This window comes from Pseudomonas sp. XWY-1 (assembly GCF_002953115.1).
GTDB classification, from domain to species: Bacteria; Pseudomonadota; Gammaproteobacteria; order Pseudomonadales; family Pseudomonadaceae; genus Aquipseudomonas; species Aquipseudomonas alloputida.
This window is the reverse complement of the sequence record NZ_CP026332.1, coordinates 5,614,446-5,639,901: the sequence shown is the minus strand read 5'-3', so window position 1 is coordinate 5,639,901 and position 25,456 is coordinate 5,614,446. Positions and strand designations below refer to the sequence as shown.

At 62.1% G+C, this 25,456-nt stretch carries 23 protein-coding genes and 1 pseudogene; 17 read left to right on the top strand and 7 right to left on the bottom strand.

What is annotated here, in order from left to right; translation table 11 throughout:
* Window positions 1–55 precede the first annotated feature (55 nt).
* Window positions 56–958 carry an RHS repeat-associated core domain-containing protein gene (locus tag PRJ_RS26330; RefSeq protein WP_104962761.1) on the bottom strand — a complete coding sequence of 301 codons (903 nt, stop codon included), beginning with the start codon at window positions 956–958 and terminating at the stop codon, window positions 56–58.
* Window positions 959–1,208: 250 nt separating this feature from the next.
* On the opposite strand from PRJ_RS26330, the pseudogene PRJ_RS26325 reads away from it, so the two are divergent.
* Both PRJ_RS26325 and PRJ_RS26320 read left to right on the top strand, forming a co-directional pair.
* Window positions 1,209–1,313 (top strand): annotated as a pseudogene (locus tag PRJ_RS26325) (putrescine ABC transporter permease PotH); the annotation flags it as partial.
* Window positions 1,310–2,203: an ABC transporter permease subunit gene (locus PRJ_RS26320; RefSeq protein ID WP_014592779.1), complete on the top strand. Its 894-nt coding sequence runs from the start codon at window positions 1,310–1,312 to the stop codon at window positions 2,201–2,203. The pseudogene PRJ_RS26325 and the gene PRJ_RS26320, both read left to right, overlap by 4 nt.
* Window positions 2,204–2,825: 622 nt before the next feature.
* Here the strand turns inward: PRJ_RS26320 and PRJ_RS26315 are convergent.
* Entirely contained in the window at window positions 2,826–3,281 is a 456-nt protein-coding gene (locus PRJ_RS26315) for a transposase (RefSeq protein ID WP_064491253.1), read from the bottom strand.
* 315 nt (window positions 3,282–3,596) lie between these two features.
* Between PRJ_RS26315 and PRJ_RS26310 the strand changes: the two genes are divergently transcribed.
* From PRJ_RS26310 to PRJ_RS26250, 11 genes are all read left to right on the top strand, one after another.
* Window positions 3,597–4,685: an efflux RND transporter periplasmic adaptor subunit gene (locus tag PRJ_RS26310; protein ID WP_104962760.1), complete on the top strand. Its 1,089-nt coding sequence runs from the start codon at window positions 3,597–3,599 to the stop codon at window positions 4,683–4,685.
* The gene (locus PRJ_RS26305; RefSeq protein WP_020192410.1) at window positions 4,682–5,749 is read left to right on the top strand and encodes an efflux RND transporter periplasmic adaptor subunit; all 1,068 of its coding nucleotides are present in this window, start codon (window positions 4,682–4,684) and stop codon (window positions 5,747–5,749) included. Before PRJ_RS26310 ends, PRJ_RS26305 begins: the two co-directional genes overlap by 4 nt.
* On the top strand, window positions 5,746–8,799 hold the full coding sequence (locus tag PRJ_RS26300) for an efflux RND transporter permease subunit (RefSeq protein WP_104962759.1): 3,054 nt from the start codon (window positions 5,746–5,748) through the stop codon (window positions 8,797–8,799). The genes PRJ_RS26305 and PRJ_RS26300 overlap by 4 nt, the downstream gene beginning before the upstream one ends.
* Window positions 8,800–9,033: 234 nt before the next feature.
* Window positions 9,034–9,216 (top strand): sulfur starvation response protein OscA, encoded by a 183-nt coding sequence (oscA, locus tag PRJ_RS26290; protein WP_003248957.1) that lies wholly within the window; start codon window positions 9,034–9,036, stop codon window positions 9,214–9,216.
* Between the two features lie 51 nt (window positions 9,217–9,267).
* On the top strand, window positions 9,268–10,275 hold the full coding sequence (locus PRJ_RS26285; RefSeq protein ID WP_104962757.1) for a sulfate ABC transporter substrate-binding protein: 1,008 nt from the start codon (window positions 9,268–9,270) through the stop codon (window positions 10,273–10,275).
* Window positions 10,276–10,459: 184 nt separating this feature from the next.
* Window positions 10,460–11,278 (top strand): sulfate ABC transporter permease subunit CysT, encoded by an 819-nt coding sequence (gene cysT / locus PRJ_RS26275; RefSeq protein ID WP_003248961.1) that lies wholly within the window; start codon window positions 10,460–10,462, stop codon window positions 11,276–11,278.
* Between the two features lie 11 nt (window positions 11,279–11,289).
* Complete coding sequence (cysW, locus tag PRJ_RS26270) at window positions 11,290–12,162, top strand: sulfate ABC transporter permease subunit CysW (protein WP_104962756.1); 873 nt, start codon at window positions 11,290–11,292, stop codon at window positions 12,160–12,162.
* 3 nt (window positions 12,163–12,165) lie between these two features.
* Window positions 12,166–13,155 (top strand): sulfate/molybdate ABC transporter ATP-binding protein, encoded by a 990-nt coding sequence (locus PRJ_RS26265; protein WP_003248965.1) that lies wholly within the window; start codon window positions 12,166–12,168, stop codon window positions 13,153–13,155.
* A 210-nt stretch (window positions 13,156–13,365) separates the two neighbouring features.
* Complete coding sequence (locus PRJ_RS26260; protein WP_010955697.1) at window positions 13,366–13,947, top strand: alpha/beta hydrolase; 582 nt, start codon at window positions 13,366–13,368, stop codon at window positions 13,945–13,947.
* Between the two features lie 64 nt (window positions 13,948–14,011).
* Window positions 14,012–14,842, top strand: coding sequence for a sigma 54-interacting transcriptional regulator (locus PRJ_RS26255; RefSeq protein WP_104962755.1), 831 nt, complete (start codon window positions 14,012–14,014; stop codon window positions 14,840–14,842).
* A gap of 176 nt (window positions 14,843–15,018) precedes the next feature.
* Window positions 15,019–15,804: a MetQ/NlpA family ABC transporter substrate-binding protein gene (locus PRJ_RS26250; RefSeq protein ID WP_019439108.1), complete on the top strand. Its 786-nt coding sequence runs from the start codon at window positions 15,019–15,021 to the stop codon at window positions 15,802–15,804.
* Window positions 15,805–15,923: 119 nt separating this feature from the next.
* Here the strand turns inward: PRJ_RS26250 and PRJ_RS26245 are convergent, their stop codons facing one another.
* Window positions 15,924–18,290, bottom strand: a complete 2,367-nt coding sequence (locus PRJ_RS26245) for a penicillin acylase family protein (protein ID WP_104962754.1) — start codon at window positions 18,288–18,290, stop codon at window positions 15,924–15,926.
* Window positions 18,291–18,376: 86 nt separating this feature from the next.
* Here PRJ_RS26245 and PRJ_RS26240 point away from each other — a divergent pair, with 86 nt between their 5' ends.
* Entirely contained in the window at window positions 18,377–18,928 is a 552-nt protein-coding gene (locus PRJ_RS26240; RefSeq protein ID WP_104962753.1) for a sugar O-acetyltransferase, read from the top strand.
* Between the two features lie 38 nt (window positions 18,929–18,966).
* On the opposite strand, the gene PRJ_RS26235 is transcribed toward PRJ_RS26240, so the two are convergent.
* The 3 genes from PRJ_RS26235 to PRJ_RS26225 form a co-directional block, all read right to left on the bottom strand.
* Window positions 18,967–19,242, bottom strand: coding sequence for a bacteriocin immunity protein (locus PRJ_RS26235; protein ID WP_014592770.1), 276 nt, complete (start codon window positions 19,240–19,242; stop codon window positions 18,967–18,969).
* Complete coding sequence (locus PRJ_RS26230) at window positions 19,239–21,443, bottom strand: S-type pyocin domain-containing protein (protein WP_104962752.1); 2,205 nt, start codon at window positions 21,441–21,443, stop codon at window positions 19,239–19,241. The genes PRJ_RS26235 and PRJ_RS26230 overlap by 4 nt, the downstream gene beginning before the upstream one ends.
* Window positions 21,444–21,528: 85 nt before the next feature.
* Window positions 21,529–22,092 carry a DUF6436 domain-containing protein gene (locus tag PRJ_RS26225; protein ID WP_104962751.1) on the bottom strand — a complete coding sequence of 188 codons (564 nt, stop codon included), beginning with the start codon at window positions 22,090–22,092 and terminating at the stop codon, window positions 21,529–21,531.
* Between the two features lie 280 nt (window positions 22,093–22,372).
* On the opposite strand from PRJ_RS26225, the gene PRJ_RS26220 reads away from it, so the two are divergent.
* Window positions 22,373–23,299: an alpha/beta hydrolase gene (locus tag PRJ_RS26220; protein ID WP_104962750.1), complete on the top strand. Its 927-nt coding sequence runs from the start codon at window positions 22,373–22,375 to the stop codon at window positions 23,297–23,299.
* Here PRJ_RS26220 and PRJ_RS26215 read toward each other — a convergent pair whose 3' ends face one another.
* The gene (locus PRJ_RS26215) at window positions 23,300–24,052 is read right to left on the bottom strand and encodes a DUF2059 domain-containing protein (RefSeq protein WP_104962749.1); all 753 of its coding nucleotides are present in this window, start codon (window positions 24,050–24,052) and stop codon (window positions 23,300–23,302) included.
* Window positions 24,053–24,165: 113 nt separating this feature from the next.
* On the opposite strand from PRJ_RS26215, the gene PRJ_RS26210 reads away from it, so the two are divergent.
* The gene (locus tag PRJ_RS26210) at window positions 24,166–24,798 is read left to right on the top strand and encodes a 2OG-Fe(II) oxygenase (protein WP_049588366.1); all 633 of its coding nucleotides are present in this window, start codon (window positions 24,166–24,168) and stop codon (window positions 24,796–24,798) included.
* Window positions 24,785–25,288, top strand: a complete 504-nt coding sequence (locus PRJ_RS26205; RefSeq protein WP_104962748.1) for a DUF523 domain-containing protein — start codon at window positions 24,785–24,787, stop codon at window positions 25,286–25,288. Before PRJ_RS26210 ends, PRJ_RS26205 begins: the two co-directional genes overlap by 14 nt.
* Window positions 25,289–25,456: the final 168 nt, after the last annotated feature.

The window sequence follows — 25,456 nt, the reverse complement described above, 5'->3', positions numbered from 1 at the left end:
GAAATTGCCTGGCTGGTACTCACCAGAAACTCTTAGCTCAGTCGGCATATCATAATTATTGGCGTACATTGCCCATGCTGATCTGGGTGGCAAATGCGCTTGTCCTGCCGTTATTGTTAACAGGCACGCTGGACGTACCTGCATTAGAGTTAAGGGCTTGAGCGGCTGCTGCGTGATTAGCTGCTGAGTTTCCTGTGGCTTTACTGTAAGTTGGTGGTGGGGTCTCTGTAGAGACACTAGGCCTTGAGAAATCTAGCGCTCGCTCATAAGAAGGTGGTAAATCGCCAGGGAGAGGCGCCGACCGAGCAGCGTTAATGGTGCGCATTCTTAGCATAGCAAGTTGCCCAGCACCTATAACCAGTACGGTTACTAAGGAAAGTAATCCTCCAGCCAGTTCTAGTTTTTTGGAATTTTTAATCATTCCAGCGATCGCCAGCCCGGTTCCCACAAGCCCGGTGGCGAATGCAGTATATCGAAGCCCCACCCCAATGATGCCGAAACTTAAGTGCCCTGTGGGATCAACGCGATTTACCGGGTCACCCGCACAATACATATAAGCGTTCAACCCACCTTTCCCGAATGGGCTAAGATTATCTGGGCTGCAGAACCTCTCGAGGGTGGGATTATACATACGATACCCATTCCCGAGCGCATAGCAGCCTGTTGCTGAGTCCAGCGGCTCGCCGTTGAATGCCAAGAGGGTATTCGATTCGCTACGGGCGGGGCAGTGGCCATAAGGGCTGTAGGGATACGCCTTCAGCGCGGCATGCCCTAACTCGGTCATGACGGTGTCAGTATTGCTAACGCCCATGAGTAAGTGACCTTCGTCAGCAACTGAGGCGCGTTGCGCTAAAAGACCACCCGCATGCCGGAAGACCGAATGTGTCAGAGCGTCTTTGACTTCGGTAGCAATACGGCTGTTCTGATAAAAGCGCAGTGTTTTTTTTGCAGCGGCCACGGGACCTCCTGGGATTCGACATTGCGCAGAGAGCTGTCTGGTTATTGCTCGCACAGGTGAAAACATCAGCTTGAACACAGTGTGCTGTGGCGGGGAGTGCCCGGCTACTGGTAGAAATGTCAGGTCATCAAGCGAGCTGAGCCTGCCGCGTATCGCATGCCTTGGCATTGTTTTATCTGCCAGGCGGCTGCTTCGACCTGCGCCACCCGCTTTCGCGGGTACCCTCAGTGGATTCTTTGATTATTCAACTTGGCCGGAGGCATCCGCCCTGGCGGTGGTGATGCTGGCGATCCTGATCGTGCCGATCCTGCTGTTCAACCGTAGCCAGGCCAAAGAGATGGAGGGCCGCGCATGAAACGCTTCAGTTTCTCCAAGCTGATGCTGGTGCTCGGCTTGCTGTTCATCTACCTGCCGATGCTGATCCTGGTGATCTACTCGTTCAACGCCTCCAAGCTGGTGACGGTGTGGGGCGGCTGGTCGATCAAATGGTACGTCGGCCTGCTCGACAACTCCCAGCTGATGGGGTCGGTGATGCGCTCGCTGGAAATCGCTTGCTACACGGCGGTGGCAGCGGTGGCGCTGGGTACCCTGGCGGCCTTCGTGCTGACCCGCGTCACCCGCTTCAAGGGCCGCACGCTGTTCGGTGGCCTGGTCACAGCGCCGCTGGTGATGCCCGAAGTAATCACCGGTCTGTCGCTGTTGCTGCTGTTCGTGGCCATGGCGCAGATGATCGGCTGGCCGCAGGAGCGGGGTATCGTCACTATCTGGATCGCCCATACAACGTTCTGTGCGGCGTATGTGGCGGTGGTGGTGTCGGCTCGCCTGCGTGAGCTGGACCTGTCGATCGAGGAAGCGGCGATGGACCTGGGTGCCAAGCCGTGGAAGGTGTTCTTCCTGATCACCATCCCGATGATCGCGCCATCGCTGGCGGCGGGCGGCATGATGTCGTTCGCCCTGTCGCTGGACGACCTGGTATTGGCCAGCTTCGTCTCCGGGCCTGGCTCGACCACCTTGCCGATGGAAGTGTTCTCGGCGGTTCGTCTGGGCGTGAAGCCTGAGATCAACGCCGTGGCCAGCCTGATCTTGCTGTCGGTATCGCTGGTGACCTTCTTCGTCTGGTACTTCAGCCGCCAGGCCGAAGAGCGTCGTCGCAAGGCGATTCAGCAGGCGATCGAAGAGGGTGCTGCAGCCAACGCTTCGCAGCCGCAGGTCAAGCGCCCGTCGCAGGTGGCTGCGTCGGCCTGACCGGGCCCTTTCGCGGGCACGCCCGCTCCCACAGGGACCTCACAGCCTTCAGGGTTGTGCTGAGCCCTGTGGGGCAGGGGCATCACGATCTTCAGGGTTGTGGTGAGCCCTGTGGGGTAGGGGTGTCATAGCTTTCAGGATTGTGGTGAGCCGTGTGGGGTAGGGGTGTCATAGCTTTCAGGGTTGTGGTGAGCCCTGTGGGGCAGGGGTATCACAGCCTTCAGGGTTGTGCTGAGCCCTGTGGGGTAGGGGTATCACAGCCTTCAGGGTTGTGCTGAGCCCTGTGGGGCAGGGGTATCACAGCCTTCAGGGTTGTGCTGAGCCCTGTGAGGCAGGGGTATCACAGCCTTCAGGGTTGTGCTGAGCCCTGTGGGGCAGGGGTATCACAGCCTTCAGGGTTGTGCTGAGCCCTGTGGGGTAGGGGTATCACAGCCTTCAGGGTTGTGCTGAGCCCTGTGGGGCAGGGGTATCACAGCCTTCAGGGTTGTGCTGAGCCCTGTGGGGCAGGGGTGTCACAGCCTTCAGGGTTGTGCTGAGCCCTGTGGGGCAGGGGTATCACAGCCTTCAGGGTTGTGGGGAGCCCTGTGGGAGCGGGCATGCCCGCGAAGGCTCCAGCACCGATTCAAAGCCATACCGCATCCCAATGTGGATAGTCCCTGATACTTCTGACCAATCCAGCCCTCAAGGGATTGGCAACAATGTACCGGGCTACATGAACCACACACTCTTCCCGCCGCAGCGCATGGTCCTGGTAACCCGGTTGCCATATCGGCTTGTGCCCGACACCGGCCTTGCGCAAGGCAATCGCTGTGCGTGATTTGAACTTGCGCATCAACGTTCCCAATGTCACTTCTTTCAGCTCAATCAGCCAATGCAGATGGTCCGGCATCACTACCCAGGCCAACGATCGGCAGTCCTGAATGTCATCTGAGACCCGAAGGTGTTTGACCACCAAACGGGCATGGTGGAAGTCGCGGAACAGTGGTTTGCGTTGATGCGTGATGGTGGTCAGCATGTAGAGCCGGCCGGGCTCGGAGAAGCGCCCACGGCGCAATCGGTGGGATTCGGCTAACGGCATTTTGATCTTCCTTGAATGTGAGCCTCCCCGTGAAAGGTAGCGGTTGGAGCGGGGATGGCCGATGCCTGATGGTTTCTGGATATGGCAGATACTGATACATGGCTGTGGAGGCCTCTTCGCGGGCACGCCCGCTCCCACAGGTACCGCGCAAGTCTCAGATAGTGCGCTCTCTCTGTGAGAGCGGGCGTGCCCGCGAAGAGGCCCCCGCAGGCACCAAAAATGCCAGCATGGCCCCCGCCAGTGATGTTTATCGAACCCTGAACTACGCTCACAGTCGCATCCCACAAATCATTTGTGCACAAGCAAGGAGCCAGCATGGCGTTGATGCGTCCGCTGTCGGTCGTCTGCCTGGGGCTGTTGTACATGCTCACCGGCTGTAGCAAGGAAGAGGTCCCCGAGACACTGCCTCGGGTGGGTGTGCAGCAGGTACAACCCACCGATTTCGCTGCCAGGGTCACTTTGACCGGCGACGTGCAGGCGCGGGTGCAGACCGATTTGTCATTCCGCGTCGGCGGCAAGATCATTTCGCGTAGCGTCGACGTGGGCGATCACGTCAAGGCCAACCAGGTGCTCGCCCGGCTTGACCCGAAAGACCTGCAGAACAATGTCGACTCGGCCAAGGCCGAGGTATTCGCCGCGCAGGCGCGGGTCACCCAGACCAGTGCGGCCTTCGTGCGCCAGCAAAAACTGCTGCCCAAGGGCTACACCAGCCAGAGCGAGTACGATGCTGCCGAGGCCGCGCTGCGCAGCAATCAGAGCGCACTCAAGGCCGCCCAGGCGCAACTGGCCAATGCCAACGAGCAACTCAGCTACACCGCACTGGTCTCCGAGGCCGCCGGGGTGATCACCGAGCGTCAGGCCGAGGTTGGCCAGGTGGTGCAGGCGACCATGCCGATCTTCAGCCTGGCCGTTGATGGCGACCGCGATGCGGTGTTCAACGTCTACGAGTCGCTGCTGGTGGCGCCGCCCAGCGATGCCGGGGTAGTCGTGAGCCTGCTGGACGATCCCAAGGTCCAGGCCCGTGGCTTCGTGCGCGAAATAACCCCCACCGTGTCGGCGCAAAGCGGCACCGTGCAGGTCAAGGTGGGGCTCAAGGACGTGCCGCCCGGGATGCAATTGGGGGCACCGGTTACTGCCACCACCAACGCCCAGGGCCGGCCCAGCATCGAGCTGCCATGGTCGGCACTGACCAAGGCCTTGCATGAGCCTGCCGTGTGGGTGGTGGGCGAGGGCGACAAGGTGGAACTGCGCAAGGTCGAAATCCGCCGTTACCTCACCGGCAAGATCGTGGTCGCCAGCGGCCTGAAAGGCGGCGAGACCGTAGTGGTCAACGGTGGCCAGTTGCTGCACCCCGGCATGCAGGTACAGAAGGTCGATGCCAAGGGCCCAGGGGGTGAGCTATGAAGCGTCTGTTGCTGATGCTCTCGGCTGCTGTGCTGCTGGTCGGTTGCAGTAGCGAAGAAGAGGCACCCGAGGCGATCCGGCCCGTGCTGTCGGTCAAGGTCGAACCTCAGGTGCAGTCGCAGCTGGGCCGCTTCGCCGGCAGTATCCAGGCGCGCTTCGAAAGCACCTTGGGCTTCCGGGTTTCCGGGCGCATTGCCCGGCGGTGGCTGGACGTGGGCGCCCAGGTGAAGCCGGGCGACACCTTGGCCACCTTGGACCCGACCGACCAGCAGAACCAGTTGCGCGCCGCCGAAGGCGATCTGGCCAAGGTGCAGGCACAGTGGATCAACGCCCAGGCCGATGCCCGTCGCCAGCAGCAGTTGTATGACCGTGGGGTAGGCGCCCAGGCACAGCTGGATATCGCCCAGACCAACCTGAAAACCACCAGTGCGGCGTTGGAGCAGGCGCGCTCCGCCGTCAGCCAGGCCCGTGACCAGCTCGACTACAGCACCCTGCGTGCAGACCACGCTGCCGTGATTACCGCGTGGCAGGCCGAAGCCGGGCAAACCGTTACCGCCGGGCAAGCCGTGGTGACCCTGGCCCGGCCGGACGTGAAGGAGGCGGTAATCGACCTGCCGATCGGCCTGGCCGAGCAGTTGAGCAAAGGCCTGACCTTCACCGTTGCCTCGCAACTGGACCCGACCATCAACACCACGGCCAGCCTGCGTGAACTGGAGCCCCAGGCCGATGCCACCACCCGTACCCGCCGCGCTCGCCTGACCCTGGCCAGCACACCGGCGGCCTTTCACCTCGGCACCGCCATCAGTGTGACCCTTAGCTCGGAAGTGTCCCCGCGCAGCGAACTGCCCTTGAGTGCCTTGCTCGAGCGCGATGGCAAGACCCAGGTGTGGGTGATCGATACGCAGAACAAGACCGTGGCCACCCGTGACGTGGCGCTGATCGACCGCACCGCTGACAGCATCGTGCTGAGCGCCGGTGTGCAGCCCGGTGAGCGTGTGGTCACCGCCGGCGTCAACAGCCTCAAGCCTGGCCAGAAGGTCACCTTCGACGAGGATGCGCAATGAAAGGAAGCTTCAACCTGTCCGACTGGGCACTCAAGCATCAATCGTTCGTCTGGTACCTGATGTTCGTTAGCCTGTTGATGGGGATTTTTTCCTACTTCAACCTGGGCCGCGAGGAAGACCCGTCGTTCACCATCAAGACCATGGTCATCCAGACCCGGTGGCCCGGTGCGACCCAGGACGAAACCCTGTACCAGGTTACCGACCGCATCGAGAAGAAGCTCGAAGAACTCGACTCGCTCGACTACACCAAAAGCTACACCCGCCCCGGCGAATCCACGGTCTACGTGTACCTTCGCGATACCACCAAGGCCAAGGACATTCCGGATATCTGGTACCAGGTGCGCAAGAAAATCCAGGATATTCGTGGCGAATTTCCCGCCGGTATCCAGGGGCCGGGCTTCAACGACGAATTCGGTGATGTATTCGGCTCGATCTATGCCTTCACCGCTGACGGCCTGACCCTGCGCCAACTGCGGGACTACGTGGAACAGGCACGGGCCGAGGTCCGCGATGTACCCAACATCGGCAAGATCGAGCTGGTCGGCACCCAGGACGAAGTGCTGTACCTGAACTTCTCCACCCGCAAGCTGGCAGCCCTGGGCATTGACCAGCGCCAGGTGATGCAGGCACTTCAAGCGCAGAACGCGGTAACGCCGGCCGGCATGATCGAGGCCGGCCCGGAGCGTATCTCGGTGCGTACGTCCGGGCAGTTTGCCTCGGAAAAAGACCTGCAAACCGTCAACTTGAGGATCAACGACCGCTTCTTCCGCCTGGCTGATATCGCCGACATCGAGCGCGGCTACGTCGACCCGCCTTCGCCAATGTTCCGTTACAACGGCCAGACAGCCATTGGCCTCGCCATCGGCATGAAGGCCGGCGGCAACATCCAGGTGTTCGGTGCGGCGTTGAAAAAGCGCATGGACCAGGTGGTCCAGGACCTGCCGGTGGGTGTCGGTGTACACACCGTTTCTGACCAGGCCGTGGTGGTCAAGCAGGCGGTCGGCGGTTTCACCAGCGCGCTGTTCGAGGCGGTGGTGATCGTGCTGGCCGTGAGCTTTGTCAGTCTTGGCGTGCGCGCCGGGCTGGTGGTGGCCTGCTCGATCCCTCTGGTGCTGGCCATGGTGTTCGTGTTCATGGAGTACAGCGGCATCACCATGCAGCGGATTTCGCTGGGTGCGCTGATCATTGCACTAGGCCTGCTGGTGGACGATGCGATGATTACCGTGGAGGTGATGGTCACGCGGCTGGAAATGGGGGAAAGCAAGGAGCAGGCGGCGACGTTCGCCTACACCTCCACAGCCTTCCCCATGCTTACCGGCACCTTGGTGACCGTGGCCGGGTTCGTGCCTATCGGCCTCAACGCCAGCTCTGCGGGTGAATACACCTTCACCCTGTTCGCGGTGATTGCCGTGGCCCTGATCGTGTCGTGGGTGGTGGCTGTATTCTTCGCGCCGGTGCTTGGCGTGCATATTCTCAAAGGCGACAAGCTCAAGGCTCACGAGGCTGAGCCTGGTCGGGTCGGGCGGGCATTTGAAGGTGGGTTGCTGTGGTGCATGCGCAACCGCTGGTTGACCATCATCGGCACCGTGGTGCTGTTCGCCCTGGCGATCTTCTGCATGCGTTTTGTGCAGAACCAGTTCTTCCCGTCCTCGGACCGCCCGGAAATTCTCGTCGACCTCAACCTGCCGCAGAACGCTTCGATCGAGGAGACGCGCAAGGTGGTCGACCGTTTCGAGGCGCGGATCAAGGACGACCCGGACCTGGTGCACTGGAGTACCTACATCGGCCAGGGCGCGATCCGCTTCTACCTGCCTCTCGATCAGCAGTTGCAGAACCCTTACTACGCGCAGCTGGTGATTGTCAGCAAGGGCTTTGAAGAGCGTGAGGCCATGATGGACCGCCTGCAGAAGATCCTGCACGAAGAGTTCGTCGGCGTCGGCACCAACGTGCAATCGCTGGAGATGGGCCCGCCGGTGGGCCGGCCGATTCAGTACCGGGTCAGCGGTGCCGACATCGACCAGGTGCGCAAACACGCCATCGAGCTGGCCACCTTGCTCGACCAGAACGAGCACATCGGCGAGATGATCTACGACTGGAACGAGCCGGGTAAGGTGCTGCGCGTGGAAATTGCCCAGGACAAGGCACGCCAGCTGGGGCTGTCGTCCGAAGATGTTGCCAATGTGATGAACAGCATCGTAAGTGGCGTGCAGATCACCCAGGTCAACGACAATATCTACCTGGTCGATGTGGTCGCCCGCGCCGAAGACAGCGAGCGTGGCTCGCCTGATACCCTGCAGAACCTGCAAATTCTTACCCCTAACGGCACGTCAATCCCGCTGCTGTCGTTCGCCACCGTGCGCTACGAACTGGAACAGCCGCTGGTGTGGCGCCGCGACCGCAAGCCGACCATCACCATCAAGGCCTCAGTCAATGGCGAGATCCAGCCCACGGACCTGGTGGCCCAGCTGAAGCCGAAGATCGACGAATTCGCCAGCAAGTTGCCGGTAGGCTTCGAAGTGGCTACCGGCGGTACGGTGGAGGAGAGTGCCAAGGCGCAAGGGCCGATCCGCAAGGTTATCCCGCTGATGCTGTTCCTGATGGCGACCTTCCTGATGATCCAGCTGCACAGCGTGCAGAAGCTGTTTCTGGTGGTCAGCGTGGCGCCGCTGGGGCTGATCGGGGTGGTGCTGGCGCTGGTGCCTACGGGTACGCCGATGGGCTTTGTGGCGATCCTCGGCATCCTCGCGCTGGCGGGTATCATCATTCGTAACTCGGTGATTCTGGTGACCCAGATAGACGAGTTCGAAGCCCAGGGCTTGTCGCCGTGGGATGCGGTGGTGGAGGCCACCAACCACCGGCGCCGGCCGATCCTGCTGACCGCGGCGGCGGCGAGCCTGGGCATGATCCCAATTGCACGCGAGGTGTTCTGGGGCCCCATGGCCTACGCCATGATTGGCGGGATCATCGTGGCGACCTTGCTGACGCTGCTGTTCCTGCCGGCGCTGTATGTGGCCTGGTACAAGATCCGCGAGCCGCAGAAACACTCCTGAAGGCCCCTATGGCCCCCTGTAGGAGCGGGTTTACCCGCGAATGCGATGGTGCATCGACCACCGCATTCGCGGGTAAACCCGCTCCTACAAGGGCATGTGTGCTTTTGAATGGTTATATAAAAATTCTTAAACAGTATTTTTAAGAATAACTCCGCCTCACTACTATTGCCCTCAAGCCAGGCGCACCCCCCCTTCAAACCTCTGCCCGGCGCCCTCACTCCAAGGAGAACGAGCATGAGTGCATCTCTGCGTAGCATCGACGGTCAGGACGAAGCCACCATCTTGCGTGAAATCCAGAGCGCCCTGCGCGACCTGCGTTTCGGTGCGGTGGAGATCACCGTGCACAACGCTCAGGTCGTACAGATCGAGCGCAAGGAGAAGTTCCGCCTGCAACAGCCCGGCAACAAGCCCGGCTGATCGGCGCCACAACATCCAAAACTAGAAAAAATGCCAATCGGGAGCTTCACCATGTCCATCCGCCGTTATGCGCTCGCCGCCCTGGCCAGTGCTGTTTTTGCCGGTTCCGCCATCGCCAAGGACTACGAACTGCTCAACGTGTCCTACGACCCGACCCGTGAGCTGTACCAGCAGTACAACGCCGAGTTCATCAAACACTGGCAACAGGCCCACCCGGGTGACAAGGTGAAAATCCAGCAATCCCATGGGGGGTCGGGCAAGCAGGCCCGTGCGGTGATCGACGGCCTGCGCGCCGACGTGGTGACCCTGGCCCTGGCCGGTGACATCGACGAAGTGGCCAAGCTTGGCAAGACCCTGCCCGAGAACTGGCAGACCCGCCTGCCTGACGCCAGCACCCCGTACACCTCGACCATCGTATTCCTGGTGCGCAAGGGCAACCCGAAAGGCATCAAGGACTGGGGCGACCTGATCAAGAAGGACGTGTCGGTCATCACCCCGAACCCGAAAACCTCCGGCGGTGCACGCTGGAACTTCCTCGCAGCGTGGGCGTACGGCCTGAAGGCCGGCGGTAGCGAAGAGAAGGCCAAGGCCTATGTGCAGGAGCTGTTCAAGCATGTACCGGTGCTGGATACCGGCGCCCGCGGTTCGACCATCACCTTCGTCAACAATGGCCAGGGTGACGTGTTGCTGGCGTGGGAAAACGAAGCCTTCCTGGCCCTGAAGGAAGACGGGGGTGCCGACAAGTTCGAGATCGTCGTGCCGTCGCTGTCGATCCTGGCCGAGCCGCCAGTGGCCGTGGTCGACAAGAACGCCGAGAAGAAGGGCAATACCGAGATTGCCACCGAATACCTCAAGCACCTGTACAGCCCGGCCGGGCAGAAGATTGCCGCCGAGAACTTCTACCGCCCGCGTGACGAGAAAGTCGCTGCGGAGTTCGGCAAGCAGTTCCCGAAACTGGACCTGGTGACCATCGACAAGGACTTTGGTGGATGGAAGACTGCACAACCGAAATTCTTCAATGATGGCGGTGTGTTCGACCAGATCTATCAGGCACAGTAAGGGCCAAAGGAAAGCGGGGCCGCGTTGCGGCCCATTCGCGGCACAAGGTCGCTTCCACAAGGAACCATGATCTCCTGTGGAGCGGCCTTGTGTCGCGAATGGGCTGCCAAGCAGCCCCAGGATTCAAAAGCTTGCACCGGCCCGGGAGCGTTTCCGGGCTTAGTGCGTTCAACCAGGGATATTTATGTCGCGTCGTATCTCCCCCGTCATACCCGGCTTCGGGCTGACGCTGGGCTACACCTTGGTGTACCTCAGCCTGATCGTGCTGATACCGCTGGCGGCCATGTTCATCCATGCCTCGCAGCTGACCTTCGAGCAGTTCTGGACCATCATCAGTGCGCCGCGGGTGATCGCTGCGCTCAAGCTGAGCTTCGGCACCGCCCTGTTCGCCGCCATCATCAACGGTGTGATCGGTACCCTGCTGGCCTGGGTGCTGGTGCGTTACACCTTCCCCGGGCGCAAGATCATCGATGCGATGATCGACCTGCCGTTCGCCTTGCCCACCGCGGTTGCCGGTATCGCCCTGACTGCCCTGTACGCGCCGCAGGGCTGGGTCGGCCAGTTCGCCACCGACCTGGGCTTCAAGATCGCCTACACCCCGCTGGGCATCACCCTGGCACTGACCTTCGTGACCTTGCCGTTCGTGGTGCGCACGGTGCAGCCGGTGCTGGCCGACATCCCGCGTGAAGTGGAAGAGGCCGCGGCCTGCCTGGGGGCCAAGCCACTGCAGGTGTTCCGCCACATCCTGGCGCCGGCCCTGTTGCCGGCATGGCTCACCGGCTTTGCCCTGGCCTTCGCCCGTGGCGTGGGTGAGTATGGTTCGGTGATCTTCATTGCCGGCAACATGCCGATGAAGACCGAGATCCTGCCGCTGCTGATCATGGTCAAGCTCGACCAGTACGACTACACCGGCGCGACCGCCATCGGCGTGTTGATGCTGGTGGTTTCCTTCATCCTGCTGCTGCTGATCAACCTGCTGCAGCGTCGCATCGAAACCCCTTGAAGGAGGCCGGCATGTCCAGTTCATCCCTGAGTGCAAGTGCCGCAGCCAACGCCGCCCGCCGTGGCAGCGCCACGTCACGGCGTATCCTGATCGGCCTTGGCTGGCTGGTGTTCGCCCTGTTCCTGCTGTTGCCGCTGGTGATCGTGGTATCGCAGGCGCTGAAGAACGGTTTTGGCACCTTCTTCGAGGCGATATTCGAACCCGATGCGTTGTCGGCGCTGAAGCTGACCCTGCTCGCCGTGGTTATCTCGGTGCCGCTGAACCTGGTATTTGGCGTAAGCGCTGCCTGGTGCGTGAGCAAGTACACCTTCCGTGGCAAGAGTATCCTGGTCACCCTGATCGACCTGCCGTTCTCGGTGTCGCCCGTGATCGCCGGCCTGGTCTACGTGCTGATGTTCGGCGCGCAAGGCCTGCTCGGGCCGTGGCTGCAGGACCACGATATCCAGATCGTGTTCGCCCTGCCGGGCATTGTCCTGGCGACCATTTTCGTTACCGTGCCGTTCGTGGCCCGTGAGCTGATCCCGCTGATGCAGGAGCAAGGCACGCAAGAGGAGGAGGCTGCACGGCTGCTCGGTGCCAACGGCTGGCAGATGTTCTGGCACGTGACCCTGCCGAACATCAAATGGGGCCTGATTTACGGCGTGGTGCTGTGTACCGCGCGGGCCATGGGCGAGTTTGGCGCGGTGTCGGTGGTGTCGGGCCACATCCGTGGCGTGACCAACACCTTGCCGCTGCATGTGGAGATCCTCTACAACGAGTACAACCACGTCGCGGCCTTCAGCGTGGCCAGCCTGTTGCTGATCCTGGCGCTCTTCATCCTGCTGCTCAAGCAGTGGAGCGAGAACCGTATTAACCGCCTGCGCCACAGCGCCGTGGAGGAATGATTCATGTCGATCGAAGTTCGTAACGTCAGCAAGCGCTTCAACAGCTTCCAGGCCCTGAACGCTATCAACCTGGACATCAACAGCGGCGAGCTGGTGGCTTTGCTCGGCCCGTCCGGCTGCGGCAAGACCACCCTGCTGCGCATCATTGCCGGCCTGGAAACCCCGGACCAGGGCAACATCGTGTTCCATGGCGAGGACGTTTCCGGCCATGATGTGCGTGACCGTAACGTCGGGTTCGTGTTCCAGCACTACGCGCTGTTCCGCCACATGAGCGTGTTCGACAACGTTGCCTTCGGCCTGCGCATGAAGCCCAAAGGCGAGCGCCCGAGCGAGAGCAAGATTGCCGAGAAGGTGCATGAGCTGCTGAACATGGTGCAACTGGACTGGCTGTCCGACCGCTACCCCGAGCAGCTTTCCGGTGGCCAGCGTCAGCGTATCGCCCTGGCCCGCGCCCTGGCGGTGGAGCCGAAGGTGCTGCTGCTGGACGAGCCATTCGGTGCGCTGGATGCCAAGGTGCGCAAGGAGCTGCGTCGCTGGCTGGCGCGGCTGCACGAGGATATCAACCTGACGTCGGTGTTCGTTACCCACGACCAGGAAGAAGCCATGGAAGTAGCCGACCGCATCGTGGTGATGAACAAAGGCGTGATCGAGCAGATCGGCTCGCCAGGTGAGGTGTACGATCAGCCGGCCAACGATTTCGTCTACCACTTCCTCGGTGACTCCAACCGCCTGGCCTTGAGCGAAGGGCATCACGTGCTGTTTCGCCCGCACGAGGTGTCGCTGTCGCGGCACGAGACCGAAGGGCACCATGCGGCCGAGGTGCGCGACATTCGGCCGTTGGGCGCAACCACGCGGGTGACCTTGAAGGTGGAAGGGCAGAGTGAGCTGATCGAGGCCGAAGTGGTGAAAGACCATGACAGCCTGACCGGGTTGGCGCGGGGAGAGACGTTGTTCTTCCGGCCGAAGGTGTGGCAGAAGGTGGCGGATATCTAAGTCGCACAAGGCAAAGAGAGCCCGGGCATGGTCCCGGGTTTTTCTTGCCTGAACGCGTGACAGGGCAGCTTTACAGCCTTTCTCAAGCGAGTGGCTGTAGCCTGCTTGTTATGCAATATGGGTATTAATAAATATCTTCTTATTCCTTTACGAATATTTCGCCCTCCCTATACTTGTCTCCAAGCACGCAAACTTACTGGAGGCGTCCCCATGCGCAATGAGTCGATTCGCTACCTGATTGTGCCGGGTTGGCAAGGATCGCCAGACAACCATTGGCAGAGTCACTGGCAGCGCACCCTGCCCAACAGTGCACGGGTTGAACAGCAAGACTGGCTCACCCCGCAGCGGCAGGACTGGGTGCACGCGCTGGAGCAGGCGATTGCCGCCGAGCGCTCGCCGGTGATCCTGATTGCCCACAGCCTTGGTTGCATCACTGTCGCCCATTGGGCAGCGCAGGCCAGCCCGGCCTTGCTGCGGCAGGTGCGTGGTGCACTGCTGGTGGCGCCGGCAGATGTCGAACGGCCCACGTGCGCACCCGTGCTGCGCAACTTTGCGCCGATCCCTACCGAGGTGCTGCCATTCCCTAGCCAGGTTGTCAGCTCGGACAACGACCCAGCCGTGAACGTGCCACGGGCGCTGTACCTGGCCCAGGCATGGGGCGCCGAAGCGGGTTTGCTGAGCAATGCCGGGCACATCAACGTCAAGTCCGGTCATGAGCGCTGGGAACAAGGCTTCGCCTACCTGTATCGCTTGCAGAGCCGGATCGAGCAGCGCGCACTGCGCCGCGCCTGATCGGCCTTACTGTTCACCCTTTGCCTGACGCCTGGCCATTACGGGCCTGGGGCGGGAGTTCGTCATGACGTTTCAAAACCCGTTCGGCCAGCCGCTGTTGACCTTCCCCGAGCTGGACAAGAGCCCGCTGAGCATTCGTGCCAAGGCGCTGGTGTTCATCGACCCGCGCTCGCAGCAGCTGCGCGAGGACCTTGAGCGCCTGGCGCCACAACCTTTGCCGGTGCTGATCCGTGGCGAAACCGGCACCGGCAAGGAGCTGCTGGCCCGGCAGATCCACCGTACCAGCGACCGTGGAGGGTTGTTCGTGTCCGTCAACTGCGCGGCCATCAGCCCCACCTACGCCGATGCCGAGCTGTTTGGCTATAGCGCCGGCAGCCATGGCGGTACGGCCAGCAGCCGCGCCGGCTGGTTCGGTACGGCCAGCGGCGGCACCTTGTACCTGGACGAGATTGCCGACTTGCCGTTGGCCATCCAGGGCAAGCTGCTGGCGGCCCTGGAAAACCGCGAGGTCACTCGGGTGGGCGCGCAGCAGCCACAGCCGGTGGATGTGCGTCTGGTAGCCGCCACCAGCATCGACCTGGCCTGTGTGGTGCGTGCAGGGCGCTTCAACGAGCGCCTGTACCAGTATTTGCGCGAGGGCGCGCTGGAACTGCCGCCGCTGCGCGAGCGGCCGGGCGATATCCTGCCGCTGGCCGAGTACTTCGCGGGCATCTACAGCGTGCGCCTGCAGCGGCCTGTGCCCTTGGTGAGCGAGGCGGCGCAGCGGGTGCTGGAGGCGCATTTCTGGCCCGGCAATACCCGCGAACTGGAGAACGTCATCCACTTTGCCTTGCTGGTCAATGACGGCGAAGAGATCCTGCCCGAAGACCTCGACCTGCCTGACCCCGCGCGTTAGATATCGCTCTTGGGTAAAGAGGCTGATGCCATTCTGTTTTTTGGAATAAGCAACTAAGTAAAAGATATTGTTGCGGAATAAAAAATTTGGGTATCGTCCGCCTCACGCCCACTGGTGAACCGGTTGGGCACCCGATTCGCCATCGTCGATGGCCCAGATTCAGAACAAGGACCACCATGAAGAAGACCCTGCTGACCACTGCCCTGGCTGCTGCCCTGTCGTTCTCCGGCCTGGCCGCTGCTGCCGAGAAACTGGTGGTTGCCGCTACCCCGGTACCGCACGCCGAAATCCTCGAATTGATCAAGCCGACCCTGGCAAAAGAAGGCGTGGACCTTCAGATCAAGGTCTTCACCGATTACGTGCAGCCGAACGTGCAGGTGGACCAGAAGCGTCTGGACGCCAACTACTTCCAGACCCTGCCGTACCTGCAGAACTTCAACGAAGGCAAGGGCACCCACCTGGAAACCGTGGTGGGTGTACACGTAGAGCCCTTCGGTGGCTACTCGAAGAAGGTCAAGGCCCTGAGCGAGCTGAAAGAAGGCGCAACCGTTGCCATCCCTAACGAGGGCAGCAACAGCGGCCGTGCGCTGCTGCTGCTGCAGAAGGCCGGCCTGATTACCCTGAAAGACCCGAAGAATGCCCTTGCCACCCCCAAGGATATCGCCGAGAACCCGAAGAAGCTGAAGTTCCGCGAGCTTGAGTCTGCCATGCTGCCCCGTGTGCTGGACCAGGTCGACCTGGACATGATCAACACCAACTACGCTCTGGAAGCTGGCCTGAACCCGGCTAAAGATGCACTGGTGATCGAAGGTGCCGACTCGCCTTACGTGAACTTCCTGGTCGCCCGTCCGGACAACAAGGACAGTGAGGCCATCCAGAAACTGGCCAAGGCCCTGACCAGCCCTGAAGTGAAGGAATTCATTGCCAAGAAGTACCAAGGTGCGGTGCTGCCGGCGTTCTGATTTCGCTAGCAACGCCTGATATGTGCCAACGCCGACACCTTGTGTCGGCGTTTTTCTTCAGCCCTGCCCGCACAGCACCGTAGAAGCCTTTTGCTGCGAAGCGGCCGCAAAGCAGCCTCTTACTTCGGGGGTACCAGCCGTAAGGTACTTTGCGCCGGAATCACCCCCATCTGTGCCCGCTGATACTGCCCCTGCACATACCCCTCGGCCTGGTCCGCGTAATGCCGGTCGAACGGCACGCCACTCTGCCCGACCGGGTTGATGGTCAGCGCCTGCCCGGCATCGGCAAAGTCGATCAGCCGCCGCGTCGACGGCCCATAGGTCACCGGCCATGGCGCAGAGCTGATCTTCGCCGAGAGGTTGTTCGGCACTTCATGGGTACCAGGTGCGGCGAAAGGCCCAACGTTGAACAGCAGGTTCAGCGGCTTTTTCACCCCAAGCGGATGGTTGTGGGTCAGGGTATGGGCCTTGCCCCATTGCCAGCTGGCTGGGTCCTTGCCGAGGGTGTCGCGCAAGTGGCCAAGGCTCTTCTGCCAGGCTTCGCGCACGATCGAGCTGCGGTCAGTGCGCTGGTTGGCGCCGCGGGTGTTCCACCAGGGCGACTCGGCATCGGCGGCCAGGCGTGGCAGCGCGGCATCGATGGCACGGGTGCTGATCAGCACCGGGAACCAGGTGTCGCCCAATTCGTCATGCAACGCGGCATAGGCCAGCTCGTAGAGGAACTGGTTGAACAGCGTGGCGCTGGTTGAGTCCAGTGGATAGTCGCCGCGCCAGGCAGCCAGCTGCTCGACCAGTTCCTCTTCCTCGTCACCCTGGGCGATCTGACGCAACGTCGCTAGCAGCGGTGCCAAGGTGCGCGGGCCGTAATCGCTGGCCGTATCGAGTTGCAGCGCCTGGCTGTTCTGCATGTCCCATTTCACCTCCGGGTTGGCCAGCTGGCGATCGAGCTGGCGGCCGCGGTCGGCGAGGTTGTAGTAGCCGGGTATCGGCACCACGGCGGGTGGCTGGTAGTTGGCCGAGACGATATAACCGCTGGCCGGATTCTCCTGTTGCGGGTTGACGCTGAAGGGGTAAAAGCCGGGTTTGTCGGCCTGGCTGCTGGCGCCGTCGAGGATGAACGCCGGGTTCACACCGTCCGGGCGAATCGGCAGTTTCGCTGCCGCCCACCAGCCGATATCGCCACGGGCATTGGCCCAGACGAAGTTCAGCCCCGGCGCCTGCACCTTGGCAGCCGCTTCGCGCATCTTGCCCAGGGTGTCGGCGCGATTGAGCTGGTAGAAGCCTTCGAGGATCGGGTTCTCGGTTTCGAGGAACGCCCACCACATGGCAATCGGCGTGGCCCCTGCCGTGGCGCCGAGGACTTCGTTGACGATTGGCCCGTGGGGTGAGCGGCGCAGGTTGATGGTGACCGGTTGCTCGCCTTTGATTGCAATCTGCTGCTCGGTCTTTTCCAGTGTGCGCCACTGGCCATCGACCATGACCTGGTCAGCGTTGGCAGGGTTGGTCTTTTCTGCGATCAGGTCGACGTCATCGTTCTGGAACATGGTCAGGCTCCAGCCGAAGTCACGGTTGTGGCCGAGCAGAGCGAATGGGTTGAGTGCCTGAAAATAGCCGTAGAGGTTGAAGCCGGGCGCTGACAGCTCGGCCTCGTACCACACCGCAGGTACGGCAAAGCTGATGTGCGGGTCGCCAGCCAGCAACGGCTTGCCACTGCGGGTGCGGCTACCCGCGACCGCCCAGGCGTTGCTGCCTTCGAACTGCGGGATGCCGGCATCGCCCAGCGCCTCATCGCTTAAGCGCGCAAGTGTTTCCAGGCTTTGCCAGTCGGCAGCGGCCAGTGGCGTGCCCAGTGCGCCCTCGGGTTGCCAGCCAAGGTCGAATATTTTCAGGTAGTCAGGCCCCAGCTGGTCGCGGATGTAGGTCAGAGCAGGCTCGGTGCGGAACGCGGCGGCAAAACTGTAGGCCAGGTAGCCGGCGATGCTCAGCGTGTCCTCGGCGGTGAACGGGCGCGGGGTGATGCCGAGCAGGTCGAATTCCGTGGGCTTGGGGTGGCTGGCCTGCCAACTGTTGACCCCGTCGAGGTAGGCTTGCAGGGCCTGCCATGCCGGCGCCTGCGGATCCTGCCGCTTGGCCATCAGCGCGGCCTGCTCGCGTATGCGCAGGCTACGGAACAGGGTGTCGGTGGGCAGCAGCTTGTCGCCGAGCACTTCGGCCAGCTCGCCACGGGCCAGGCGGCGCATGATCTCCATCTGGAACAATCGGTCCTGGGCATGCACGTAGCCCAGTGCGCGGTAAAGGTCCGGCTCGCTCTGTGCCTGCAGGTGTGGCACACCGCGTGCGTCGTAGCGCACGCTGACCGGCGCTTGCAGGCCGGCAACGGCGACCTCGCCCTCGCGCTGCGGCAGCTTGCCCTGAACGTACCAGTACCCGGCGGCGCCAGCGGCCACGGTGACTACCACCGCCAGCAGGGTCAGGCTGCGCTTCATTCAGACTCCTTGTGCATTCAAACGAAAAATGTGGTCCGATCATCGGCGGATTCGCGAACAGAGCATAGCCCCAGGAAGGAGTTTCCATGTCCCTCAGCGAAAAACACAAAATGCTCACCGGCCAGCTCTACCACGCTGGCTGCCCTGAACTGCAGGCCGAGCAGATCGCCAACAAGCACTGGATGCATCGCTACAACAACAGTGTCGAACTGCTCAACGACGCACGCCACGGGCTGCTTGTGGAGCACTTTGGCCAGGTTGGCGAAGGCGCGGTGATTCGCCCGCCGTTCTATTGCGACTACGGCTACAACATCAGCGTTGGCCGTAATACTTTCATGAACTTCAACTGCGTGATCCTCGACGTGGTGCCGGTGCGTATCGGCGACGACTGCCAGATCGGTCCCAACGTGCAGATCTATACCGCCGACCATCCGCTCGATCCTGAAGTGCGGCGCAGCGGGCTGGAGAGCGGGCGGCCGGTGACCATCGGCGACAACGTGTGGATTGGCGGTGCGGCGATCATCCTGCCGGGGGTGAGCATTGGCGATAATGCCGTGGTGGGTGCTGGGAGTGTGGTCACTCGCGACGTGCCGGCCGGAGTAACGGTGGTGGGCAACCCGGCGCGGGTGCGTGGGTGAAATCTAGAGGCCCTGCGGTGTTGGCCGCAGGGCTTAGGTCAGGCGGGTTTGAAGCCGGGTTTGCCGTTGGCGGCGCGCCAGGCTTTTACGCGGTTGACGACGCCTTGGGGGGAGTCATCGGCATCATCACCTGGATAATAAATGAGATCAGATCCTAGGGGATTCTCGATGATTTCTTCAAATTTGAGTGCCAAGTCGTCCAAATGTTGTCCAAGGGCTGCCCCCTTCAAGCCTGAGCGATTTTCAAAAAATTCGCCTACAAAGGCCAGAAACTCGCTCTCTGTGAAGTCTTCGATATGATTCTTGCTGATCATTCGCTTCCCCTCTTGTTGTGGTGGTCGATATGTCGGCGGGGTGTCATTACAACAATATTGTCCAAGTCATAGACAGCGCCGCCTTTGGCTATCTCTTCGACATGGTGCAGCTCGAATGTCGCTCGTTTTCCCACGCGCTCTTGGGCGGGAACACGGGGCGCGATACCTTCGGCCATTCTGAGCCGGTTACTTAATGTGAAGTACTGCCTAAGCTCCGGGTCTGCGGCTACTTCAATCCACAATGCCTCCCGAAGCTTATCAAAGCTGGTAAATCGCCGTCCTGTGAGTCTCTGCGCAATGCGCGAAGGAATAGGCGCCGCCCCATGCTGTGAGAATGCATCCTCCAGGAATTTGTCCTGTGTGAGTTGACCGTTTCCACTGGCCACCCCCGGCAAATTGCGCGGGTTGCGCAACATCACATAGATCGGCGCCAGTCCCGAGTCCGCAGGGAAGACGATGACGTAGTCATCAATGTGCAGGTCGGGCAACCCGGGGAATGTGCGGATATCCGGTTCCGGAGGAACGATGATGTTGCCCGGCAGGTGCGTCTGCAGGTCCTCGACAATGGTCGCGCCCGGGATGTAGGTGCCCCTCTCGTCGTCGTACTGGCCCAAGGTCGAGGGCGGTGTTGCGGGGTGCCAAAGCAGCGTGGCACCACCCGGGCCTTCAGCGGTAAAGCGATAGGCGCCGTGAGTGGGATCCCACTGAGCCTGGCGCACACGTACGTCACGCAGCACGCCGCTGCCATCAGTGGCTGCCAGGTACAGCTCGGTCTGGTTGCCTTGCGGGATGGCGTTCATCCGCAGCGGCAGCTCAAGGTTCTGGCCGACCTTGGGGTTTGCCTCCAGGGTCAGGTCCGCACCGGGCGTCATCATGGCCAGCGGGACGGTGACGCCCATGCGCTCGCCATCGCCCAGGCGCGTGGCGTAGAGCATCAGTGACGCATACCGAATGGCCGTCAGTGCAGCGCCCGTCAGCAGGCGTTGTGCAGTCTTGCCAATTGACTCGGCGAGGCTCTCCCAGATCAGTTCAAATTCGGCCGTGCCACCGCGCGAGGAACTCAATATCACCGGGTGGCGAGTGCTTGCAGTCCAGGCGTTGAAGGTAATCGGGGTATTGCTGGGTGTGTGTCCCGAGAGCGCCGCGAGTACTGCCTGCTCGTCGAAAGCCGCTTGCAGGGCGATGTCCGCCTGGTCTCGCAGCTGCCTCACAGTCGTTGCATCGGTAGATGACGTACTTGCATGCTCGGCCGCTTGAGCTTGCACTTGAGCTTGCAGGGCGAGCAACTCTGGCCGTCGATCTGCAGAGGTGCCAACTGCTATGACTCGCAGGGCGAAATCGATGCGGTGAGCTTCGACCTCTAACAGGCTATGAAGCCTGCCCCAGGTAGAGTAGGCCTGCACCAGCCGCGCTCGCGCCCTGAGCAGGCCGGAGGTTTCCTGTACCAGTTCGCGGCTGTGCTCCAGTGCCGCTTCCTCGGCAATGTCCTCATGCAGGTGGCGGGTGAAGGCAGCGAGCAAGTCCTGCAGTGCACTGCGCGCTATTTGGAACTCATGGCTGGCAGCAAGGATGCGGACCAGTGCTTGCTCGGTCTGATAGAGCGTTTGATCGATCTTCCGGTTGTTACCTTCTTTGAGTCTGGCTGCGGACAACGCACTTCGAAGTCGATGCTGGCGCTGTATCAACTCGCTGCTTTGCTGCTCTAGCAACTTGGCCTCGAACGCGGCCCGGTAGGATGCGAGCCACGCGGTGCGTGGATCTGCTGGCCCGTTGGGGGCGCGGGTGACAGCCAGGAACTCCTGAAAGGAGCGATGCTCCGGGGCTTTGCCATAGAAGCTGTTGGCTTGTTGGCGGGCAGCTTCCAGGCGTTGCCCAAGCTGCGTCTGAAGCTGGCTGATCGCCGCGATTCTTCGCTCGATTGCCTGGACCTCGCTCAGGCCGGCCAGTGAGCCGGCTTGAGCGAGAATGGCCTGGTCGAGATCCTGGTCAAGTGCGGCCTGGCGCTGCTCATGGGCTTGCTTGACCTGCCGCTTGTCGTTTTCGATCTGTGGAATCAGATCGATGACGAGGCTGCCTGGACGGAAGCTGGATACCAGCTGATAAGGTATGCGGTTGTGGCCCCAGAAAACGCCAGGGACGAAGATTGGGCGCGTGCCGTGGACATGGCTATCGGGCAGCTCGGTGAAGCCTTGTGGTGACATACAGTTTCTCCATTGATCTGTATGTCGCTACGGTAAAAATCCTCCCATGGGTCGAAGCTGTAGATATCTATGGGGTACCCACTATCTACCAAGGGCAGTAGCACCCTATTGCCAAGGTATTGGTTGCCTGCACCGGCCGGCCTTCAAGCAAGGCCTTGATGATGGGCTCCACGAAACTGTTGCTGGCGTTGCACACCGCACCTTCGCTGTAGGGGCCGAAGTAGGCCAGGTTGCCTTGCCGGTCCCAGATGGCCACGGCCGGAGAGGCAGGCAGGTGCTCGCTGCCGGGCAGGTGGGTGATGGGTTGCAAGCTGCCGATATTGGCCGGCAGCTGGCCGTGGCTGCCGGGTTTTTGCAGCACATGGAAGGTAACGTCGTGGCCAGCGAACTGGCTGATAAGGTCGCCCAGGTGCTGTTGGTTGCCGACGTTGCATGGGCAGGCCGGGTCCCAGAAATGCACCACGCGGATCGGGCCAGCACCGGCCAACTCGGCAGGTAGCTGTAACTGGCTGCCGTCGAACAGCGTGGCCTGGTTGTCGAACGGGCGCAGGTAGCGGGCCTGAAAGGCGCTATAGGCCTGCCAGAGGATTACGGCGCCGACCAACAAGGCGATGACCGTGCACAGCGGTTTGATGATTCGGCTATTCATGAAGAGTCGGTGGCCCTTGTGGTAGCAACTGTCTTGCTCAATTTCTAAAAGCTGGCGCGATCCCTGTGGGAGCGGCCTTGCGTCGCGAAAGGGCCGCGCAGCGGCCCCAGGATCTCGGCATCATGCATAGATCGCTGGGGCCGCTTTGCGGCCCTTTCGCGACACAAGGCCGCTCCCACAATTAGTTCGATGCTGGTTGTTCGAGGTGAGCAAGCTTGCCATGGCGCCGGCCAGAGCTGAAGATTCCAGATCAATACTTGCATCAATGTGGATGTACCCGATGCCCCCTGCCTTTCACCCCGACCGCCTGCGCACCAGCCTGGCGCCGTTCACCACTCGCCAGCCACTGTCGGCACAAGCGCAGGACTACCAGCGCTTCTATGGCCTGGACCTGCCGGCACACAGCTGGCTGGGCGGCTTCCAGGCGGCGGGGTTCGATCTGGTCGGGCAGGCCTGGCTACCCGAGCAGCCAAGCGCGACGTTGTTCCTGCTGCACGGCTATTACGACCACATGGGCCTCTACCGGCATGTGATTGCGTGGGCACTCAAGCAAGGTTTTGCGGTGATCAGTTGCGACCTGCCCGGCCACGGCCTGTCCAGCGGCGAGCGGGCCAGCATCAATGACTTTGCGGTGTACCAGCAGGTGCTGGAGGCCTTGTTCGAACAGGCGTACACGCTGCAACTGCCGCACCCGTGGCACCTTTGTGGGCAGAGCACGGGGGGAGCGATTGCCGTGGACCATCTGCTGCACCAGGGCGCACGCAGCCCCGTCGATGGCCAGGTCATCCTGCTGGCCCCGTTGGTGCGGCCATGTTCCTGGCGCTGGTCGAAGTTCAGTTATTGCGTGCTGCGCCACTTCGTCAATGGCATCGAACGGCGCTTCAGCGAGAACACCAACGACCCGGCCTTCCTGCCGTTCCTTGAGGCCGACCCGCTGCAACCGCGTCGCCTGCCAACGGCCTGGGTGGGCGCACTGATCGCCTGGGTCAAACGCATCGAGGCCGCGCCCCGCAGTGCGCGTCGGCCATTGATCGTGCAGGGGGAGGCGGATGGCACGGTGGACTGGCCCCACAACCTCGAAGTGCTCAAGGCCAAGTTTGCCGAGCCACAGATCCTGATGCTGCCCGAAGCCCGTCACCACCTGGCCAACGAGTTGCCGGGAATCCGCCAGCGCTACTTCGACTTCATCGACCAGCGCCTGGGCTGATCACTTCAGGTCGTTGGTGCTCTGGCCAACCACCAGGCCGGCACGTACAGCGGCCAGGGCCGCCTGGTAGTAAGCCTTGCCCTCGGGCGACTCGGCAAAGGTGGCGAACGCTTCCAGCTCGGCATCGGACAGGTCGCGGTAGACGTACAGCAGGGTGTTGTTCAGGTCTTCGCCAATCTGCCCCATCAACCGCTGGCGCTGGCCATCCAGCAGGCTCTGGGCCTGGCCGCCGCCGAACAGGCCGGGGATCATCGAGCTGAGGCTGTCGGCGGCTACACCGGCGATGGCAAGGCTGACTTCGGCGCCGGCTTCCCGCGCAGGCAGGGCTTGGGCCAGGTGGCCGATGATCAGCAGACGATCGTCGCTGGCCTGGATCTTGGGCAGGCCTTTGGCGTTCTTGGCCAGTTCGTCCTTGCGGGTGGCCTTGAGCTCGGCCGCCACCACTTTGCGCCCCAGCGGCGACTGGAAGAAGGCCAAGGCTGGTGCCGGGTCGGCCAGTGTGGCGCGCAGCTTTGCCTGGGCGCGACGGTCCACCGCCTGCGCCTGGAAGCGCTGGTTGCTGTTGTTGACCAGCGCCTGGTATACGGCGGGTGGCAAACTGTTGCGGTAGCGCTCCTGGGCAGCGGTCAGGGCATCGTTGAAGTGGGCGCGCTGGTCGGGCCAGCCGGCAGCCTTGTACAGTTGATCCAGGTTGTCTGCCCAGACAGGCATGGTGCAGATCATCAGCAGAATCAGGGAAAACAGACGGCGCATTCAGGACTCCTGTCGGCAGGTGGCTATTGTCCTTGGCCCGGCGCCGGTTTGTCGAGATATCCGCGTGTTTCTCGGCCAAGTGGCGCTGTGCGGCGACAGGGCGAATGGATATGATGCGCGCCATGCACATATCCCCTGAACACCCGATGCTTGCGGCCGTCGTAGACGATCTGGCCACCCATGGCTGGTCCCAGCAGGCGCACTTTCTGCCTGCCGACCTGGTGCGCGCACTTGCAGCCGAGTGCCGGCGCCGTGATGCCGAAGGCGAACTCAACCCCGCAGGGGTTGGGCGGGGAGCTACCCAGGAGGTGCGCGAAACCATTCGCGGTGACCAGATCCAGTGGATCGACCCGGGGCAGGCCGAGGCCTGCGACCAGTACCTGGCGGCCATGGATCAGCTGCGCCTGGCAATCAACCAAGGCCTTTTCCTGGGCCTGGAAGACTTCGAATGCCACTTTGCCCTGTATCCACCGGGGGCATTCTATCGCCGGCACCTGGATCGTTTTCGCGACGATGACCGGCGCATGGTCTCGGCGGTGCTTTACCTCAATGAAGGCTGGCAACCGCATGACGGTGGCCAGTTGCGCATGTTCCTGGCCGACGGTGTCGAGCACGATGTCGAGCCAGTGGCCGGTTGCCTGGTGGTATTCCTGTCGGGCGAAGTGCCTCACGAAGTACTGCCGGCCGGGCGTGAGCGGCTGTCATTGACCGGCTGGTTCAGGCGGCGTGGCAATGACCCGTTCTGATAGGCCCAAGGTGCTGGTGAGCGCCTGTCTGTTGGGGCAGCCAGTTCGCTATGACGGCCGGGCCAGCGGCCATCCCGATTTGTTGCAGCAGTGGCAGGCCGAAGGGTGCGTAGTGCCGTTGTGCCCCGAGGTAGCAGGCGGCTTGCCGACACCGCGGCCGCCAGCGGAGATCCCGGGAGGGCAGGGCAGCGCAGTGCTCGAGGGTGACACACAGGTGCTGACAGTGACGGGTGAAGATGTCAGTGCCGCGTTTCTGGCCGGAGCGCAGTTGGCGCTGGAACTGGTGCGGCAGCATGGCATTCGTGTAGCGGTGCTGAAGTCTGGCAGCCCTTCGTGTGGCAACCGGTTGACCTATGATGGCACCTTCAGTGGTGTGAAAGTGGCGGGGGAAGGGGTAACCACGGCGCTGCTGCGGCGGGCGGGAGTGCAGGTGTTCAGCGAGCTGGAACTGGACCAGGCGCAGCGGGCTTTGGCTGATATATCTGTTTGAACCTGTGCCGGCCCTTTCGCGGGTGAACCCGCTGATGGACACACATCGAGGGTTGGACCCAGGCCGCCGTGTAGGAGCGGGTTTACCCGCGAAAGGGCCAGGCCTGCTGGCCAATTTTCACCCGCCGTTCACCGTTGCCGCCGCTACCGTATTCGCGGGTAAACCCGC

Excerpts from the sequence above, each read along its gene's own strand:
- PRJ_RS26215 (WP_104962749.1), bottom strand. The coding sequence starts at position 24,052 with ATGCGCCGTCTGTTTTCCCTGATTCTGCTGATGATCTGCACCATGCCT.
- PRJ_RS26265 (WP_003248965.1), top strand. The coding sequence starts at position 12,166 with ATGTCGATCGAAGTTCGTAACGTCAGCAAGCGCTTCAACAGCTTCCAG.
- PRJ_RS26310 (WP_104962760.1), top strand. The coding sequence starts at position 3,597 with ATGGCGTTGATGCGTCCGCTGTCGGTCGTCTGCCTGGGGCTGTTGTAC.
- PRJ_RS26300 (WP_104962759.1), top strand. The coding sequence starts at position 5,746 with ATGAAAGGAAGCTTCAACCTGTCCGACTGGGCACTCAAGCATCAATCG.
- PRJ_RS26320 (WP_014592779.1), top strand. The coding sequence starts at position 1,310 with ATGAAACGCTTCAGTTTCTCCAAGCTGATGCTGGTGCTCGGCTTGCTG.
- PRJ_RS26305 (WP_020192410.1), top strand. The coding sequence starts at position 4,682 with ATGAAGCGTCTGTTGCTGATGCTCTCGGCTGCTGTGCTGCTGGTCGGT.
- PRJ_RS26220 (WP_104962750.1), top strand. The coding sequence starts at position 22,373 with ATGCCCCCTGCCTTTCACCCCGACCGCCTGCGCACCAGCCTGGCGCCG.
- PRJ_RS26260 (WP_010955697.1), top strand. The coding sequence starts at position 13,366 with ATGCGCAATGAGTCGATTCGCTACCTGATTGTGCCGGGTTGGCAAGGA.
- PRJ_RS26285 (WP_104962757.1), top strand. The coding sequence starts at position 9,268 with ATGTCCATCCGCCGTTATGCGCTCGCCGCCCTGGCCAGTGCTGTTTTT.
- PRJ_RS26250 (WP_019439108.1), top strand. The coding sequence starts at position 15,019 with ATGAAGAAGACCCTGCTGACCACTGCCCTGGCTGCTGCCCTGTCGTTC.
- PRJ_RS26315 (WP_064491253.1), bottom strand. The coding sequence starts at position 3,281 with ATGCCGTTAGCCGAATCCCACCGATTGCGCCGTGGGCGCTTCTCCGAG.
- cysT (WP_003248961.1), top strand. The coding sequence starts at position 10,460 with ATGTCGCGTCGTATCTCCCCCGTCATACCCGGCTTCGGGCTGACGCTG.
- PRJ_RS26225 (WP_104962751.1), bottom strand. The coding sequence starts at position 22,092 with ATGAATAGCCGAATCATCAAACCGCTGTGCACGGTCATCGCCTTGTTG.
- PRJ_RS26255 (WP_104962755.1), top strand. The coding sequence starts at position 14,012 with ATGACGTTTCAAAACCCGTTCGGCCAGCCGCTGTTGACCTTCCCCGAG.
- cysW (WP_104962756.1), top strand. The coding sequence starts at position 11,290 with ATGTCCAGTTCATCCCTGAGTGCAAGTGCCGCAGCCAACGCCGCCCGC.
- PRJ_RS26240 (WP_104962753.1), top strand. The coding sequence starts at position 18,377 with ATGTCCCTCAGCGAAAAACACAAAATGCTCACCGGCCAGCTCTACCAC.
- PRJ_RS26210 (WP_049588366.1), top strand. The coding sequence starts at position 24,166 with ATGCGCGCCATGCACATATCCCCTGAACACCCGATGCTTGCGGCCGTC.
- PRJ_RS26245 (WP_104962754.1), bottom strand. The coding sequence starts at position 18,290 with ATGAAGCGCAGCCTGACCCTGCTGGCGGTGGTAGTCACCGTGGCCGCT.
- oscA (WP_003248957.1), top strand. The coding sequence starts at position 9,034 with ATGAGTGCATCTCTGCGTAGCATCGACGGTCAGGACGAAGCCACCATC.
- PRJ_RS26235 (WP_014592770.1), bottom strand. The coding sequence starts at position 19,242 with ATGATCAGCAAGAATCATATCGAAGACTTCACAGAGAGCGAGTTTCTG.
- PRJ_RS26205 (WP_104962748.1), top strand. The coding sequence starts at position 24,785 with ATGACCCGTTCTGATAGGCCCAAGGTGCTGGTGAGCGCCTGTCTGTTG.
- PRJ_RS26230 (WP_104962752.1), bottom strand. The coding sequence starts at position 21,443 with ATGTCACCACAAGGCTTCACCGAGCTGCCCGATAGCCATGTCCACGGC.